Annotated in this window: 12 protein-coding genes and 1 pseudogene; 7 read left to right on the top strand and 6 right to left on the bottom strand. The window is 61.4% G+C overall.

Going from position 1 to position 15626, the window contains the following annotated elements; all coding sequences use genetic code 11:
* The first annotated feature begins 19 nt into the window (after positions 1 to 19).
* Together WH91_RS25765 and WH91_RS07190 are read left to right on the top strand one after the other, a co-directional pair.
* Positions 20 to 160 carry an adenosylcobinamide-GDP ribazoletransferase gene (locus WH91_RS25765; protein ID WP_282567549.1) on the top strand — a complete coding sequence of 47 codons (141 nt, stop codon included), beginning with the start codon at positions 20 to 22 and terminating at the stop codon, positions 158 to 160.
* 169 nt (positions 161 to 329) lie between these two features.
* On the top strand, positions 330 to 1016 hold the full coding sequence (locus WH91_RS07190) for a retropepsin-like aspartic protease family protein (protein ID WP_046170307.1): 687 nt from the start codon (positions 330 to 332) through the stop codon (positions 1014 to 1016).
* A 223-nt stretch (positions 1017 to 1239) separates the two neighbouring features.
* Here WH91_RS07190 and WH91_RS07185 read toward each other — a convergent pair whose 3' ends face one another.
* The 3 genes from WH91_RS07185 to WH91_RS07175 form a co-directional block, all read right to left on the bottom strand.
* Positions 1240 to 2952, bottom strand: coding sequence for an alpha/beta hydrolase family protein (locus WH91_RS07185; protein WP_046170306.1), 1713 nt, complete (start codon positions 2950 to 2952; stop codon positions 1240 to 1242).
* Between the two features lie 136 nt (positions 2953 to 3088).
* Positions 3089 to 4081, bottom strand: a complete 993-nt coding sequence (gene dusA / locus WH91_RS07180) for a tRNA dihydrouridine(20/20a) synthase DusA (protein ID WP_046170305.1) — start codon at positions 4079 to 4081, stop codon at positions 3089 to 3091.
* 169 nt (positions 4082 to 4250) lie between these two features.
* Positions 4251 to 5177, bottom strand: coding sequence for a manganese catalase family protein (locus tag WH91_RS07175; RefSeq protein ID WP_046170304.1), 927 nt, complete (start codon positions 5175 to 5177; stop codon positions 4251 to 4253).
* A gap of 184 nt (positions 5178 to 5361) precedes the next feature.
* On the opposite strand from WH91_RS07175, the gene WH91_RS07170 reads away from it, so the two are divergent.
* From WH91_RS07170 to WH91_RS07160, 3 genes are all read left to right on the top strand, one after another.
* The gene (locus WH91_RS07170; RefSeq protein WP_143078068.1) at positions 5362 to 5604 is read left to right on the top strand and encodes a hypothetical protein; all 243 of its coding nucleotides are present in this window, start codon (positions 5362 to 5364) and stop codon (positions 5602 to 5604) included.
* 78 nt (positions 5605 to 5682) lie between these two features.
* Positions 5683 to 7044, top strand: coding sequence for an FGGY-family carbohydrate kinase (locus WH91_RS07165; protein WP_244542340.1), 1362 nt, complete (start codon positions 5683 to 5685; stop codon positions 7042 to 7044).
* A gap of 195 nt (positions 7045 to 7239) precedes the next feature.
* Positions 7240 to 8526 (top strand): NAD(P)/FAD-dependent oxidoreductase, encoded by a 1287-nt coding sequence (locus WH91_RS07160; protein ID WP_046170324.1) that lies wholly within the window; start codon positions 7240 to 7242, stop codon positions 8524 to 8526.
* Here the strand turns inward: WH91_RS07160 and WH91_RS07155 are convergent.
* The gene (locus tag WH91_RS07155; RefSeq protein WP_046170302.1) at positions 8523 to 9443 is read right to left on the bottom strand and encodes a DMT family transporter; all 921 of its coding nucleotides are present in this window, start codon (positions 9441 to 9443) and stop codon (positions 8523 to 8525) included. The genes WH91_RS07160 and WH91_RS07155 overlap by 4 nt on opposite strands.
* A 228-nt stretch (positions 9444 to 9671) precedes the next feature.
* Complete coding sequence (locus WH91_RS07150) at positions 9672 to 12224, bottom strand: beta-mannosidase (RefSeq protein ID WP_052952656.1); 2553 nt, start codon at positions 12222 to 12224, stop codon at positions 9672 to 9674.
* Between the two features lie 383 nt (positions 12225 to 12607).
* Between WH91_RS07150 and WH91_RS22535 the strand changes: the two genes are divergently transcribed.
* Both WH91_RS22535 and WH91_RS26070 read left to right on the top strand, forming a co-directional pair.
* On the top strand, positions 12608 to 13027 hold the full coding sequence (locus WH91_RS22535; protein WP_052952655.1) for a GGDEF domain-containing protein: 420 nt from the start codon (positions 12608 to 12610) through the stop codon (positions 13025 to 13027).
* A gap of 2 nt (positions 13028 to 13029) precedes the next feature.
* Positions 13030 to 13595, top strand: a pseudogene (locus WH91_RS26070) (EAL domain-containing protein).
* A gap of 19 nt (positions 13596 to 13614) precedes the next feature.
* Here the strand turns inward: WH91_RS26070 and WH91_RS07135 are convergent.
* Complete coding sequence (locus WH91_RS07135) at positions 13615 to 15474, bottom strand: ABC transporter ATP-binding protein (protein WP_082102038.1); 1860 nt, start codon at positions 15472 to 15474, stop codon at positions 13615 to 13617.
* Between the last annotated feature and the right edge of the window lie 152 nt (positions 15475 to 15626).

Below are 15626 nucleotides of genomic sequence, written 5' to 3'. Positions count from 1 at the left end.
ATTGGGGCCCGGGGTAGCCGTGATTGCGGCGCTGGTGATGATTATGGGGTGGACGGCGCTGTGTCGGCGGATGATTGGGGGGCAGACGGGCGATTTGATCGGGGCGCTTGGGGCGCTGGTGGAGATTGCAGTGCTGACGGCGCTGTTGGGATTTGTTTGAGGATAGTGGCTGGTTGAGAGCGGACCTCGGGTCGAATCCGAGGGAGAAGGAAGAGGCGGCCATGAGGTCTATCGAGCGAAGTCGGACTGTTCGGAGCATTTCGGTCTTGAATTCGACGCAGGGGATGCCTTTATCGGGTTGATGGATTGGGAAAGCGGAAGGCCGTGGCATGATCTTTATCGGCATTGCGCTTTTGATTGCGGTTGGATTGGCGCTGTTGATCAGCGCCGATGCGGGGACGCTGGTAGGCCTGACGCAGGCGCAGACGGCGCAATTGATTCCGCTATTGGTGATCCTGATCGTGTTTGCGGGCGGGCTATTTACACGGCGGCGCAAGGCGTCGGAGCTGATCGGTAGCGTGATGCTGTGGGTGGGTATTTTCGGCGTGGCGGCGCTGACCTATGCCTATCGCGACGAGCTGACCAGCATGGCCGGCCGGGTGGCGGGCGAGTTCCAGCCGGGTGTGGCGATGGTCGATGCCGAACAGGGGCTGGCGACGTTCCGGCGCGGCATCAGCGGGCATTTCGAGATCAATGCCACGGTCAATGGCCATACCACGCCGATGATCTTCGATACCGGGGCCAGCGCGGTAGTGCTGACGGTGGCGGATGCCGAAGCAGCAGGGATTTCCACCAAGAAGCTGAATTATACTATCCCCGTTTCGACGGCCAATGGCACGGGCCGCGCGGCCCGGGTGCGGCTGGACCGGATCGAGGTCGGCGGCATTGTGCGCGAAGGCGTGGTGGCGTTTGTGACTGAGGAAAATGCGCTTGACCAGAGCCTGCTGGGAATGACGTTTCTGGAGACGTTGAGCCGGTATAGCGTGACGCAGAATTCGCTGGAACTGGCGGACTAGTTTTCACTGAGGATTGTCCTAGCGCCTCCCTCACCCTTGTGGGGAGGGAATGAGGGTGGGGGTTCAGGGTCAACCTCACACTCGGTATTTATCGGACGCTCCGCACCCCCACCCTTATACCCTCCCCACAAGGGGGAGGGAGACAGATCGAGTTTGCGGCGGCATCGACTCAAACAAAAACGGCCGGTGTTTCCACCGGCCATTTTGCGTTTCGGCGTTTCGATCAGACCGGGAACTGGGTGGCCTGGCCGGCCACGATGTACCAGGTGACGAACAGCGCGTTGATGAGGGCGCCGGGGAGGTAGCTGCCGGTGCGGCGGTAGGCGAAGGTCGACAGGAAGGCGATGATCGCCATCAGTGGCAGGAACTGCATGGCGACGACCGTATTGAGCGGCTCGTTCATGCTGAACAGATGCCCAGTGATCAGCAGCGTTCCATACTGGAAGGCGAGGAACACCAGGAAGCCCAGCGCCAGGGCGCCGATGTTGCTGGCGTATTGCACCAGGCGGCTATCGCCGGAAACCGATAAGCCGGTGTGGAGGCCACGCAGCGCCAGCACGAAGAACACCGTGAACGGCACCAGGTAAACCAGTGCGATCTTGGCCTGCATGAGGCTCATCGGCTTTAGGGCAACGACCCAGAAGCGGAAGTCGACCTTGAACAGGAAATCGGCGGCGATGACAAAGAGATAGCCGATACCGACGGTGGCAAGGGCGATCAGCACCGAGAGCCAGATATTGCCGCGAGCCGAAACCTTGTCGCCCTTGAGCACGAAGCCGAGGGCGAAAACGATGACGCCGTTGAGAACTGCCCAGAAGGCGATCTGGCTGGTGATGGTCTGCGGGAAGATTGCCGAGGCTGGTAGCAGCAGGCCGCCCCAGTAGAGGAACGCATAGTAGCTCAGCACCGGGACGAAGGCGCTGATGGCTAACACCAACCACCACTTAGGCGTGCGCTTGACGTAGGCGGTGGCGCTTGGGTTTTCGGGTGAGACATTGCGCAGGCCGGCAAAAGCCGGGGCGGCGAGCAGCATGTCGAAGGTGCCGGCCAGGAGGACGACGAAGCCGACCAGAGCGATCAGCGTGCCGATTTCCTTCCACAGCCAGATCTGGTTGGACGATGGAAGGGCTTCGGAGCCTTCGAGAGTTTGGGCGAACCAGTCGATCGAGTGGCCGATGGCTTCGGGCGACAGGTGATCGCCCGGATGGGTAGTGTTCGGCGTCTGGAGCTGGCGGGCGGTGCCGGCGGCGATATCGCCGTAAAGTTGGCCGGGGACGATGGCATCAGTCGTACCGAATACGGCCTGAAGCTTGGGGCTGGTGGCCACGTCCTGGGCACGATCCACATTCCACATCAGCTGCGAAAACTCGTCGTATTTGGAGAAGACCACGGCGAGGTTGCGCGGCCAGGCGGTGGTGCCATCGGCCGCAAAGGGTGCACCCGTGCTGGAGCCTTCGAGGACCATGGCCTTATAGCCATCAGGCATGGCGCTGGCGGCGGCGAGAATGGTCCAGCCACCCATGGAGTGGCCTTCGAGGCCGATGTTGTCGACGTCGACGATATCGAGCGAGCGGAGATAGGCGAGGCCGCCGGGGCCGCCAAAGCCGTTGGAGAAGGCGGCGCCTTCAGAATAGCCGTGCCCGGACTGGTCAAGCGCCAGCACGATATAGCCGCGGCGGGCATATTCGATGGCGAAGCCGGACTGTGTTTCACGGCTGTTGATATAGCCGTGTACCGCGAGAATGGCGGGGGCCTTGTTTTCATTGGTAACGCCGGGCGGCACATAAAGCAGGCCGCTCAGGGTCTGGCCATTATTGCCTGTGAAGCGGACGTCCTTGATGGCGATGCCGCCGGAGGTCTGGATGAAATGGGCGAGCAGCGCGCCGATAAGAATGATGACCCATCCCAGATGGAACAGGCGATATTTGCGTAGCATTGACAAGGCTCCCCAAAGTGCCGCGACTCATGATTGCGCTTCGCAGGGCGCTGTCGTCGGTGCCATGTCAGTAACACGGGCGAGCGCGAAACTGAATTGGGTGGAAACGAAATATGACCGCAGGTAAGCGAAAGAATCAGCTCGCTTCGGCGAGGCGCGGGCGCTGCACTGCTTCGAGCGCGCGGAGCATGACGGAGGCATCGGCGCCGGGCTTGCAGGCGTCGACGCTGAGGATCTGGCGGAACTGGCGGGCGCCGGGTAGGCCATTGGCGAGGCCGAGCATGTGGCGGGCGATATTGTTGAGGCGCGTGCCGTCGGCGGCTTCGCGCGTCGCATAATCGGCCATGGCATGCATGATGGCTTCGAGCGTCGGTGGCTCGTTGGACACGCCAAAGAAGCGGCTATCGACTTCGCCCAAAATCATCGGCGTGTGATATGCGGCACGGCCAAGCATGACGCCATCCATATGGGCCATTTCGGCTTCGGCGGCTTCGAGGGTTTCGAGGCCGCCGTTGAGCATGACGGGCAGCGGAGTCAGCCGAGCACGGAGGCGGTGGACCCGGTCATAGTCGAGCGGCGGAATGGTGCGGTTTTCCTTGGGGCTGAGGCCCTTCAGCCAGGCCTTGCGGGCATGGACATAAAGTGCATCTACGCCAGCGCCAACCACCGCATCAGCGAAGCGGTCGAGGCTTTCCTCGGTGTCTTGATCGTCTATGCCGATGCGGCATTTGACGGTGACGTGGCGATCGGTGGCACCGCGCATGGCGCGGACGCAATCGGCGACCAAGTCAGGCTCGGCCATCAGGCAGGCGCCGAACTTGCCGGACTGCACGCGATCGGAGGGGCAACCGACGTTGAGGTTGATTTCGACATAGGCATAGGGCTCGGCAAGGCGAATGGCTTTCGCCAGTTCGGCCGGATCGGAACCTCCGAGCTGCAGGGCAACGAGGCCTTCATCAGGATTGAGGCGGAGGTGACGGTGCGCATCGCCATTGACCACGGCAGCGCTGGTGATCATCTCGGTAAACAGTAGGGCTTCGCGTGTCAGCAGCCGATGGAGCGTGCGGCAGTGCCGGTCAGTCCAGTCGATCATAGGGGCCACAGCGAAGCGCCGGTCTAACTTAGTCATCTCACTGTACTTTTCTGCGCTCAGCCGGTCCGGAAAGCGTGGGAGCGACCAATGTAGCAGCTGCCATAGCATATGCGAGCGCAGGATGGACAGTGATCAGCCTTCATGGGTGATTTCCGTCGATAGGCGCAAGGCGAACGGGGCGACACTGGGCCGCCCCGTGGATCGATCAGCGCGACGCCTGGTAGAGCTTGGAGGCAATTTCGTAAAATTCTTCGGGGGCATAATCAGGCGTGAAGGCGGATGGGACGCCCTGCAATTGCTGCATCTTGCCACCTGCTGGCATGCCTTCGACGACTTCGAGCGGGCCTGGCGGATCGCCCGGCAGAGCGACTTCGTCATTGGACCAGATGCCGGAGATTTCCTTGTAGTCGTCCTGGCTCCAGGTGTAGAGGCGGCGATGCGAGCCCTCGTCGAGATACTTCTGGCATTCAGGGATTTTTGACAGGTTGATGTTGGGAGTCGGCAGCATCTTCTCGATTTCGACACCGGTCAGCTTTTTGAGCGCCAGTGCATAGGAATGCGCGTGGACCGAGCCACGAACCAGCAGGTAGCCGCAGACTTCGCGACCCGTTGGATCGCTCAGGGTCTCATAGACTCGCAGTTTGTGAATGCGGGCGCCGCATTCGAGGTGGAAATTGTGCAGCAGGTCAAAGATGACATTGCCGGTCGTGGTGATGAAGTCGTTGTTCCACGACACGCCATTGCTGTTGACCGGCGTTGCTCCGCCGCCGTTGGACAGAAATGCCGAGGCGAGGCGGATATCGGCCATGGCCTCGAAAGGAGTTTTGGAAATGTCTCCGCCGGTACCCATGTCGCCCTTGGGCTTTTCGGGGCCGTTGTTGATCATGGCGACGCCATTGCTGACGAGTTCGACATGGGCTAGCTCCTCAGCAGTTATCGAAGCGACCAGACTGTAGAACGGCCGAAGTTTGTCCTTTGAGCGGAAGTTGAAGCTCTGGAACATGTAGTTTCCGAGCGTGGACATCTCGCCATACTTGCCACCCAGAAGTTCCTGCAAGGCGGCGGCGGCGTTAGGATCCTGCTTCTGAGGCGGTGGCAAATCCGTAATCAGTCTGTCGACTCGCATAAACATCTGAAATCTCCTTGCTTGAGGAAAATGCCAACGGTGTCGATCACCACCTGTTCCATCGGGGCTGAAGTTCTTATTTGCGCCCCTGACCGGCCTTCTGCCGCGCAGGTGCAACTCCACAGCACCGGAGGCATTGACGTCTTTGCCGCATAACTTACGGCGGGCGGCTGAAATGCAGGAGACAGCCATGGCTGAAAACGAGGCGGTCGATCAAAAGGCGGAAGTTCACTTCCTGGTCGACAATTTTGGCATAGCACCAAACCGGGCAGCAGAAGTCATCGCGGGCGAGGGAGATGCCGCGGAACAACTCGGTGCCGAGGTGGCAGCGGAAGATCGGGACAAGGACCCACTAGAGCGGGTTTATGTGCCGGACCCAAACAAAGGTCCGGAGCATGTCGAGAAGGAAATCGAAGAGCGGAGCGAAAGGTGAAGAACTAACATGTCAGTTCTGGTGCATAGCGGAGATTTCAAGTATTTGGCGCGGGACCAGTCCTATCGAGCGTCCGCCATGTCCCTGCCCCGCCACATCGCCGTCATCGATATAGGTAAGACCAATGCCAAGGTGGTGCTGATCAATTCTGCCACGCAGCAGCAGGTGGCCGTGCGGAGCACTCCCAATGTGGTGCGGCGCGACGGGCTTTACCCGCATGCAGACGTCGAGATGCTGTGGCGGTTTATCCTGGACAGCCTGACCGTGCTGCATGCCGAGCACAAGGTGGACGGGATTTCCATCACCACGCATGGCGCGACGGCGGCGCTGTTGGCTGAGGACGCGCTGGCCATGCCAGTGCTGGACTATGAGCATAATGGGCCCGAAGAGACGGCGACCGGCTATGCCGAGGCGCGTCCAAATTTCGCCGAGACGCTGTCGCCCCGACTGCCGAACGGGCTAAACCTTGGCGCACAGATATTCTGGCAGGCGAAGGCGCATAGCGCGGACTTTGCGCGGGTCACCGCGATCCTGACCTATCCGCAATATTGGGCGTGGCGCTTGACCGGGGCGATGGCGAGCGAGGTGACGTCGCTGGGGTGCCATACTGACCTCTGGGCGCCGAGCCGATCAGATTTTTCCAGCATGGTGGCGGCGCAGGGCTGGACCAAATTGTTTCCCGCGGTAAAGCCGGCGACTTCGGTCATAGGTTTTCTCACGCCGCTAGCGGCAGAAGAGACCGGGCTGACGACGGACGTGCCGGTCGCTTGCGGTATCCACGATTCCAATGCGTCGCTGCTGCCGCATCTGGGGGCGCATGAGGCGCCGTTCACGATCATTTCGACCGGCACCTGGACCATTGCGATGACGGTGGGCGGAGATACAACCCATCTCGATCAGGCGCGGGACAGCCTGGCCAATGTGGATGCGTTCGGTCGCGCGGTGCCGACGGCGCGGTTCATGGGCGGGCGGGAATTTGACCAGTTGGTGCCGGAGAACAAGACGCCGAGCGATGCAGATATTGCGCGGGTGATTGGCGAGGATATCCGGGTGCAGCCGAATTTCAATCCGGGTGTGGGGCCGTTCCCGGCTGCGATTGGGCACTGGACGCGGCCTGCCGAGGAACTGAGTGCGGGCGAGCGGACGGCGGTGGTGTCGCTGTATCTGGCGCTGGTGACGGAGGCTTGCCTTGGCCTGTGCGGGCTGGGCAAAGAGATCATTATCGAAGGGCCGCTGGCCCGCAACGCGCTGTTTGCGCAGGCGCTGGCGGGGCTGACAGGCGTGAGGGTTTCGGCATCGGGCGATGCGACAGGGACCAGCCTTGGGGCCAGCATGTTGTTTGGGGCGGGCGAAGGGCATACGGCGGTTGGGGTTGCGGTTGAGCCTCTGACCGTGGCCGGGCTGGATGCCTACGCCCAGCGCTGGCGGGCGGCAATCTAGAGCCGATCGACATTCGCTGATGCTGGCCTGCAAATGGCCGTTTTCTGCGCTTCCGGTCCTCACGTACCCAAACGTACGCTCCGGTCCGGTTCTCGAAAGCCACCATTTTCGGCTTATCCTGAGATGAATGTCGATCAGCTCTAGTTTGCCATACAAGCCCTTGCTGACCACATAATGGGCAACAAGGAGGCGTTCATGGCACGGCATAAGGTGGTTATCGTCGGCGGCGGCTTTGGCGGACTTTCGGCAGCGCAGGCGCTGGGGGGCGCCGATGTCGAGGTGACGCTAATCGACCGGCGCAACCATCACCTGTTCCAGCCACTCCTGTATCAGGTCGCGACGGCGTCGCTCAGCACCTCGGAAATCGCCTGGCCGATCCGGCATATCCTGCGCAAGCGGCACGACGTAACGACGCTGCTGGCAAGGGTGACGGGCGTGGACGTTGCGGGCAAGACAGTGCTCATCGCCGATGGCGCGCCGGTACCTTATGATAGCCTGATCATCGCGACCGGGGCGCGACACGCCTATTTTGGGCATGACGACTGGGAACAGTTCGCCCCCGGTCTCAAGACGCTGGAAGACGCCACTACCATTCGCCGGAAGCTTTTGCTGGCCTTCGAGGCGGCGGAGCGGGAGCCTGACCCCGAGCAAAGAGGGGCGCTGCTGACGTTCGTGATCATCGGCGCGGGGCCGACGGGTGTGGAACTGGCGGGCGCTATTGTCGAACTGGCGCGGGAAACGCTGAAGGGCGAGTTCCGCTGCGCCGATCCTAGTAGCGCGCGGGTAGTGCTAATCGAAGCAGCCAACAAGGTACTGGGCAATTTCAGACCGGAGCTATCGGAATACAGCCTGCAGGCTCTGCGTGACCTGGGCGTGGAAGTCATCCTGGGTGAGCCAGTCGAGGCGATCGATGCCGACGGGCTGGTGTATGGAGGCAAGCGGCTGGACGCAGAGTGCATCATCTGGGCCGCGGGGGTGCAGGCTTCTCCAGCAGCCAAGTGGCTGGATGTCGAGCCGGACAAGGCGGGGAGGGTCAAGGTCGCGCCAGATCTCAGCGTGCCGGCACATCCGGAAATTTTCGTGGTGGGGGACACGGCGACGATAGCCAAGGCAGACGGCAAGCCGGTACCGGGCGTTGGCGATGCTGCCAAGCAGGGCGGCAAGCATGCGGCCCAGGTGATCCGCGCGCGCCTACGCGGCGACACGACGCCCCTGCCATTCCGCTACAAGCATGCCGGCGATCTGGCGACCATCGGCAAGCGCGCTGCGGTGATCGACTTCGGCTGGATTCGGCTCAAGGGCTGGCTTGCCTGGTGGGTGTGGGGCATCGCCCACATCTACTTTTTGATCGACACCAAGAACCGGCTGGCGGTAGCGCTGAGCTGGCTATGGATCTATCTGAGCGGGCAGCGCAGCGCGCGGCTGATCACCCAGGGCGACGCCGAAACGAGGCCGCCGATCAACGACGTGACCGAGAGCTAATCGACGATCGCCACGTCGACCGAGGTGGACTGCTTGTTGAGTGAACGTTCGCGCAGCCAGATGTAGAGGCCGCTGGCGATGATGATGCCGGCGCCGAGGTAGAACCACCGATCGGGAGGCTCGTTGAAGATGATCCAGCTGACCAGGGCCAAGTATAGCAGCGTTAGGTAGTTGAAGGGTGCCAGCGTCGAGGGTGGCGCGAAGCGGTGGGCCACCGAAATCAGGATATGGCCTATCATGCCCACAACCCCGGCGCCGAAGAAGGCAAGCCAGGTGATGTTGTCGGAAGGCCAGACCCAGCCGGCAAAGGCGAAGGGTGTGACGAGAAGCAGGGCCACGGCGCCGGCATAAAATTGCTGCGTCATGGCGGTATCCACACCTGCCAGTTTGCGCGTGATGATCGAGAAAAGTGCCACAAAGAATGCCGCGCCGAGGCCCAGCAGCGAGGCGGGTTGGAACGCCTCGGTACCGGGCCGAACGATGATCAGGATGCCGATGAAGCCGGCCACAATGGCGAGCCAGCGCCGCCAGCCAATGGTCTCGCCCAGGAGCGGCCCCGACAGAGCGCAGACCATCAGCGGGCTGGTAAAGATCAGGGCACCCGTGACCGTCAGCGGCAGGTAGCGCATCGCGAGGAAATTCCCGGCCGTGGTCAGCAGCAGGCAGACCCCGCGCAGCACTTCCAGCTTCCAGTTGGCGGTGCGGAACAGCGCGGCTTTGCGCAGCGGCCAGACGAAGAGCAGGATGAGCGCCAAATGCATGCCGTAGCGCATGAAGACGATTTCACCGGTGGGAATGCCCTGGGTGGACATCCACTTGGCCGAGGTATCGAGAAACAGCAGAATCAGCTGCGACAGCAGCAGAATGCCAATACCGGTATTGTGGCGCTCTTCAACGGGCGCGATGTGAGCGGACATGATGGTTCCGGAGGGCCGTAGCGGGAGGCGCCACGTGATGCAGGGATGGGAGAAGCGAGGGGGCATGTCAATGACGGAGGGAGATTAATGGGGGCCCGGTGTGTGCGGCCCCTCCTAGCGTCCCCCATCATGGGGGAGGTTTCCGCTTCACTCTTGTGGCACTATTTACTTTGCCCACCCCACTCTTGATCCCTCCCCACAAGGGGGAGGGTGTCGACTTCGGCATCCTTAGAACGTCTCGCTCAAATTTCTCACCTTGAGTGACTGCACCAGTTCGGCCGCGGACGGCTTGGCGCCGTGGCGGGGGGTGAAGGTGAGTTCGGTCTGGCGACCGGGTAGCAGTGTCACGGCGTTGTCGGAGAAATAACCGGGAATGTCGACGGTGGCGGTGACAAAGAGGGCCGGCTGATCGCTGGTCAAGGTCAGAACGAATTGACCGTCATTGTCCGACCAGGCGGCGCGGACTTTGGGCTGGACCAGTTCGTAGGCCTTGTAGGGCTTGGGGAAATAATCGTTTTCACCGAGCAGATTTCCCTTGGCGCCGCGCCAGGAGAAGAACAGGAATTCGTCGGCGGCAAGGTCGGCGGATTGAAGCGTGGTGATGCTGATGGCGGCATCCGAGCCGATGGCGGTGTTAAGCGAGGCCACCACGCGATCACCACCGGCGACCTTTACGGCCCGAATTTCAAGCGAGATGGTGGTCGGACTGCCGCTGTCGTTGATGCCGCGGAAGGTGATTTCTGCGTTGTCCTTGCTGGGCACGGCCACGACGTTGACCGGGAGGAAGAAGCGCCTGGCCATATATTGTAGCAGCTTCCACTGCCCGCCATAGTCGAGGCTGGACCAGCTGGCGACCGGCCAGATGTCGTTGATCTGCCAGAACAGCGTGCCCATGCAGCGTGGCTTGGTGGAGCGCCAGTATTCGATCGCGGTCTTGATCGCGAGGCCCTGCTGGATTTGGCTGAGGAACACCATCTGGTCGAAGTCGCGCGGGAAGCGGAAGTAGCGCGTCATGGTCTCGAGAATGCGGGCATTGCCGCCGGCATTGCGCTGGTGGTTTTCCATCACCGGCGAAGACGGATTGCGGTCTTTTTCTTCGGCGAAGGTTTCGATGACATTCATCGAGGTGAAGGACTGAAAGCCGAATTCCGAGGCGAAGCGCGGGTTGACCGTGCGGTAGGCCTCGAAAGGCTTGGCCGAGTGCCAGACGTCCCAATAATGGGTGTCGCCACGGGTATCGGCGTGCCAGCCATCGGAAAAGTCGAGGTAGCCCATGGAGGGCGAAGACGGCCAGAAACGGCGGGCCGGATCTTCGTCCTCGACGATGTTGCCGAGCATGGAGTTGAGGCGGTCGTAATTGGCGACGTAGCGCTCGGGTGCGGCCTTGGTCTCGGGATACCAGCCGAGCGAGCCGATGACTTCGTTGTCGCCGCACCAGAGCGCAATCGAGGCGTGGTGGCTGAGGCGGCGGACCTGCTGGGTGATCTCGGTGCGGACGTTGTCAAGGAAGGGGCGATCGGACGGGTAGCTCATGCAGGCGAACATGAAATCGTGCCAGATCAGGATGCCGAGCTCGTCGCAGAGCTCATAGAAATAGTCCGGCTCGTACTGACCGCCGCCCCAGATGCGGAGCATGTTCATATTGGCGGCCTTGGCGCTTTCCAGCAGGTCGCGGATGACAGCGGGAGTGATGCGCGACGGAATGGCGTCAGCAGGGATCCAGTTGGCGCCCAGCATGGAAATGTCGCGACCGTTGATGCGGCACTTGAAGCTGTGGTCGATTTCGTCCTTTTCGACGATCCATTCGAGCTTGCGCAGGCCTATCTGGCGGGTGGTTTGTTCGCCCTCCAGGTTGGTCACCAGCTCATAGAGAGGCTGCTCGCCCTGCCCTGCCGGCCACCACAGCTTTGGATTGTGAATGGTAATGTTGTGGGTGAAGAGGTTCTCGCCCTTCTGCACCGAGACCTTGTCGGCGATGAGCTGACCGTCGATGGCGTGTTCAAGTTCTACTTCACCGTGGGCGAAGGCGAAGACGCGGGTCTTGATCGAGAGTTCGACCGAGGTCTCGCCATGGGACTGATCGACCTGCACGCTGTCCTGGCGCGCGAGGCGCGATTTGCGCAGTGCCATGGTGCCGTAGACGCCGATGGGCATGATGCAAATGCCCCAGTCCCAACCCGCATGGCAGGCGGCCTTGCGGATGAAGTTCATGTGGATGCCCTTCAAACCGTTGGTTTGATAGTTGTAGGTGAAGGGGATCGGGAAGGGATGGGCGTCCGACCGCGCCTTGGCGACGTCGGGGGCAATGTCGAACTCGATGCGCAAGGTGTTGTCGCCGACGCGGACCTTGCCGGTGACATCGATGTCGTTGCGGATGAAGCTGTTTTGGGTTTTGGCGATAATTTCGCCATTGAGCAGCACGGTGGCGATGCAATCGACCTCGGCCAGCGTGAGGGTGAGGTAGCCCTCAATGTCAGACGCGCTGGCGGTGAAGCGGCGCTCGACCGACCAGGCGGTCTCGTTGACCCACATCACGGTCTTTTCGTTCTCGCCAAAATACGGATCGGGAATACGGTTTGCTGCCAGCAGGGCGCCATGCACGTCACCCGGCAGGGTGATGGGTGCTGAGACGTCGCTGGTAGGCGACGAGAGGGTGAAGCTGCCCGTCAGATCAAGGGCGGAATAGGTGGCTGGCATGGCCATAGTCGTCTCCTCATGCACCGTTTTGACGGCGCTCGGCATGGTTTCTGCAGCGATCACGTCACGTGCAATCGATTGCATCAGCGTTCTAGCCGGACTCGGGAACGCTTCCAATGGGTTGGCTGGTGGAATTTTCGGGAATTGCATCGTTGCTTTTGGTGTTTTTCGAACCACTGATGCAGGTGAATCGACTTCGTGTACGGGTCTATTGGGATTTCGCTGCCTAGCTTCGGATCATTGCGGGGGGCAGAAGGCCATGTCGGGTCTGAAGACCATAAAGCAGTTCTTTGCCGTTCCAGATGATCCTCATCTGGTTCAGGCCCAGGCGCGCGCTTTTACCCGGCAAGTTCCGCTTATGTACCGCATCCTGCTGGTCAATTCGCTGGTGCTGGCTGCGTGTTGCGCATTGCTTTCTGGCTACGGACGCGAAACCAGATCACCAGCGACGCAAGGATGTGGACAGCATGACGGGCCTGCCGAACCGGCGCTGGTTCGACCGGCATCTCGAAGCGGCACTGGAACTAGCGGAGGCCGAGGGGCGGCAGATCGCCGTGGCCCGGCTCGATCTCGACAGCTTCAAATCGGTCAACGACATTTTTGGACAGATCACCGGCGACCGCGTGTTGGTGGAAGTGGCACAGCGCATCAACGCCCTGCGCCGGCCATCGACCATGGTGGCGCGGCTGGGCAACGACAATTTTGCGTTGATCCTGGTGGAAATGACCACGGAAGCCGCAATGCAGGCCTGTGGCGATGTACTCACGGCAGCGATGCGGCCAAGTTTCGATACCAAGCTGGGCATCGTGCACCTGTCGGCATCGGCGGGCTTTGCGGCATCGAGGCCGGGTGACACCGCCGATACGCTGTTCTGGGCAAGGCGCTGACCGTGTCGGCCAAGCTGCCGCGCTCGCTGCGTCTCTCGGACCATCTCTCTGCCCATGATCTCGCCTCGACCACCGCCATCGAGGCCATCGTGGCGCTGGTGGAAAAGGCGGGCACGCCGTGCCGGGTCGACTTCGAAATCACCGAGACCGCCGTAATGCGCGATCTGGAGCAGGCCAGCGATGGGCTGATCGCGCTGTTGGCGCTGGGTTCACGCATTGCGCTGGATGATTTGGCACCGGCCACTCGAGCCTGACACATGTCCAAAAATTGCCGCTCGACTGCATCAAGGTGGATCGCAGCTTCGTCAAGGAAGTCATCACCGATCCGACCAGCCGGGCGATCGTCAAGACAACGGTCGACCTGTGCCGCAACCTCGGGGTTTCCTGCGTGTTCGAGGGCATCGAAACCGAGGAACAACTGGATGTATTGCTGGGCCTCGGTGGTACGGTAATGCAGGGCTACCTGTTTGGCCGGCCGATGAGCGAAGAAGCGATGTTTGAGCAGCTTTCGAGCCAGCACAAAGGCTGGCATTTCCAGCGCAGCCAGATGTTCGGCGCCGCGAGTTAAATCTCGCGACGCCTATGCCTTATTCCGCTGGCGCATCCAGATCGAGGAAGCCGCCGGATTGGCGTTCCCAAAGGTGGGCGTAGTGGCCGCCGGAGGCCAGGAGTTGGGCGTGGGTGCCCTCCTCCACGATCTTGCCCTGTTCCAGCACGACCAGACGATCCATGGCGGCTATGGTGGACAGCCGGTGGGCGATGGCGATCACCGTCTTGCCCTGCATCAGCGTGGTCAGCTGTTCCTGGATTGCCGCCTCGACTTCGGAATCGAGCGCCGAAGTGGCTTCGTCGAGCACCAGGATCGGGGCGTTCTTGAGCAGCACCCGGGCGATGGCGACGCGCTGGCGCTGGCCGCCGGAGAGCTTGACGCCGCGCTCGCCGACATGGGCGTCGTAGCCTGTGTTCCCCTTGGGATCGACCAGGCCCATGATGACGTCATGCACCTTGGCCTGCTCGGCGGCCCGCATCATTTCCTCGTCGGTTGCCGACTGGCGGCCGTATTTGAGGTTTTCGCGGACCGAGCGATGCAGCAGAGAGGTGTCCTGGCTGACGAGGCCGATGGCGGCGCGGACGCTTTCCTGCGTGACGTTGCGGACGTCCTGCCCGTCGATGCGGATGCCACCCTCCTGCACGTCGAACATGCGCAGGGCAAGATTGACCAGCGTCGACTTGCCGGAGCCGGAGCGGCCGACGAGACCGATCTTTTCGCCCGGAGCTACCGTCAGGCTGAACTCGTCGATCACCGATCCCTGCTTGCCGCGCCAGTAGTTGAAGCTGACATTGTCATAGACCAGCTCGCCCTTGGTGACCTGCATGGCCTTGGCGTCGGGGATATCGAGCATGGTCAGCGGCTGCGCGATAGTATCCATCGAGTCGCGGATATTGCCGATCTGGCGAAAGATGTTGGAGCCAATTTCGAGGATCCAGCCGCTCATGTTCATGATCTGCAAGGCGAAGGGGATGGCCGTCGCCACTGCGGCGGCGGAGAGCGTGCCATTGTTCCAGCCGGCCAAAGCCAGCCAGGTGACCGAGACCACGAGGGCCGCGTTGAGCAGGAACAGGATCGACCACATGTAGGTGAACACCCGCATCAGCTTGCGGAAGCTGACGGCGTGGTCGTTGATCGAGTCCGAGACGTAAAGGTCTTCGTGCTCGCCGGTCGAGAAGGTCTTGAGCGTCTGGATATTGGTGTAGCTGTCGACGATGCGCCCGGTCATCACCGATTTGCTCTCCGACAGATCCTCGGAATAGCGGGCGATCAGCGGCATGGTGATGCTGAAGAGGATCGCATAGAGCAGCAGCCAGACGCCGATCGGCACCAGCAGCATGAGATCGAGCTGGGCCAGCACGATGATCGCCACGATGACGAAAATCAGCGCGTACCAGGCGGCGTCGATGGTCAGGTTGACGCCGATTTCGATGGCCTCGCCGGCCTGCATGATCTTGTTGGAGATGCGCCCGGCAAAGTCGTTCTGGAAGAAGGTCCAGCTCTGGCGGATGACGTGATAGTGGCTTTGCCAGCGCACCAGATCGACCAGATTGGGGACGATGCCGTGGTTGCGGATCAGCGTATCCATCATGAAGGTCAGCGGCCGGACCAGCACGATGACAACGATCATCCAGAGGAAGGTCTGGCCGTGTTGGTCGAAGATTTCGCCGGGATTGGTAGTGGCAAGCATGCCGACGACGAGGCCGACAAACACCGGCATCAGCGCATCGGCGATGGAGCCGATCGACACCAGCGCAATGCGGATGGCAAAGGCCATGCGGAACTGGCCGATGAAATAGCTGACAAAGGGACGAAGACCCATCGGCGGCTGGCGGTTGGTTGCCAGGGCGGTGGGCGAATAGAGATGGTCGAAAAAGGCAATGACGCGGTTGAACATTTTGAGCTCGTGATTGTGAGCCGCGCCTGACGAAGAGGGTTTGAAGGCTCAGGTCAGGTTCGGAATCGGTCCATAGGTTTGCGTTGAGCAAAGCGGGGCGCGGCATGTTTGGTGCTCGCGGGAATGGCCGTTTCGATATTGTCACCCATCTG

This window comes from Devosia psychrophila, from assembly GCF_000971275.1.
Classification (GTDB): Bacteria; Pseudomonadota; Alphaproteobacteria; order Rhizobiales; family Devosiaceae; genus Devosia; species Devosia psychrophila.
Note: the sequence above shows the minus strand (reverse complement) of the source record. Positions and strands in the feature narration are given on the sequence as shown.

Bases quoted from the DNA above. Each gene is read 5' to 3' on its own strand.
- WH91_RS22535 (WP_052952655.1), top strand. From the start codon at position 12,608: ATGACGGGCCTGCCGAACCGGCGCTGGTTCGACCGGCATCTCGAAGCG.
- dusA (WP_046170305.1), bottom strand. From the start codon at position 4,081: ATGACTAAGTTAGACCGGCGCTTCGCTGTGGCCCCTATGATCGACTGG.
- WH91_RS07185 (WP_046170306.1), bottom strand. From the start codon at position 2,952: ATGCTACGCAAATATCGCCTGTTCCATCTGGGATGGGTCATCATTCTT.
- WH91_RS07160 (WP_046170324.1), top strand. From the start codon at position 7,240: ATGGCACGGCATAAGGTGGTTATCGTCGGCGGCGGCTTTGGCGGACTT.
- WH91_RS07155 (WP_046170302.1), bottom strand. From the start codon at position 9,443: ATGTCCGCTCACATCGCGCCCGTTGAAGAGCGCCACAATACCGGTATT.
- WH91_RS07175 (WP_046170304.1), bottom strand. From the start codon at position 5,177: ATGTTTATGCGAGTCGACAGACTGATTACGGATTTGCCACCGCCTCAG.
- WH91_RS07135 (WP_082102038.1), bottom strand. From the start codon at position 15,474: ATGTTCAACCGCGTCATTGCCTTTTTCGACCATCTCTATTCGCCCACC.
- WH91_RS07150 (WP_052952656.1), bottom strand. From the start codon at position 12,224: ATGCAATCGATTGCACGTGACGTGATCGCTGCAGAAACCATGCCGAGC.
- WH91_RS07190 (WP_046170307.1), top strand. From the start codon at position 330: ATGATCTTTATCGGCATTGCGCTTTTGATTGCGGTTGGATTGGCGCTG.
- WH91_RS07170 (WP_143078068.1), top strand. From the start codon at position 5,362: ATGGCTGAAAACGAGGCGGTCGATCAAAAGGCGGAAGTTCACTTCCTG.
- WH91_RS07165 (WP_244542340.1), top strand. From the start codon at position 5,683: ATGTCCCTGCCCCGCCACATCGCCGTCATCGATATAGGTAAGACCAAT.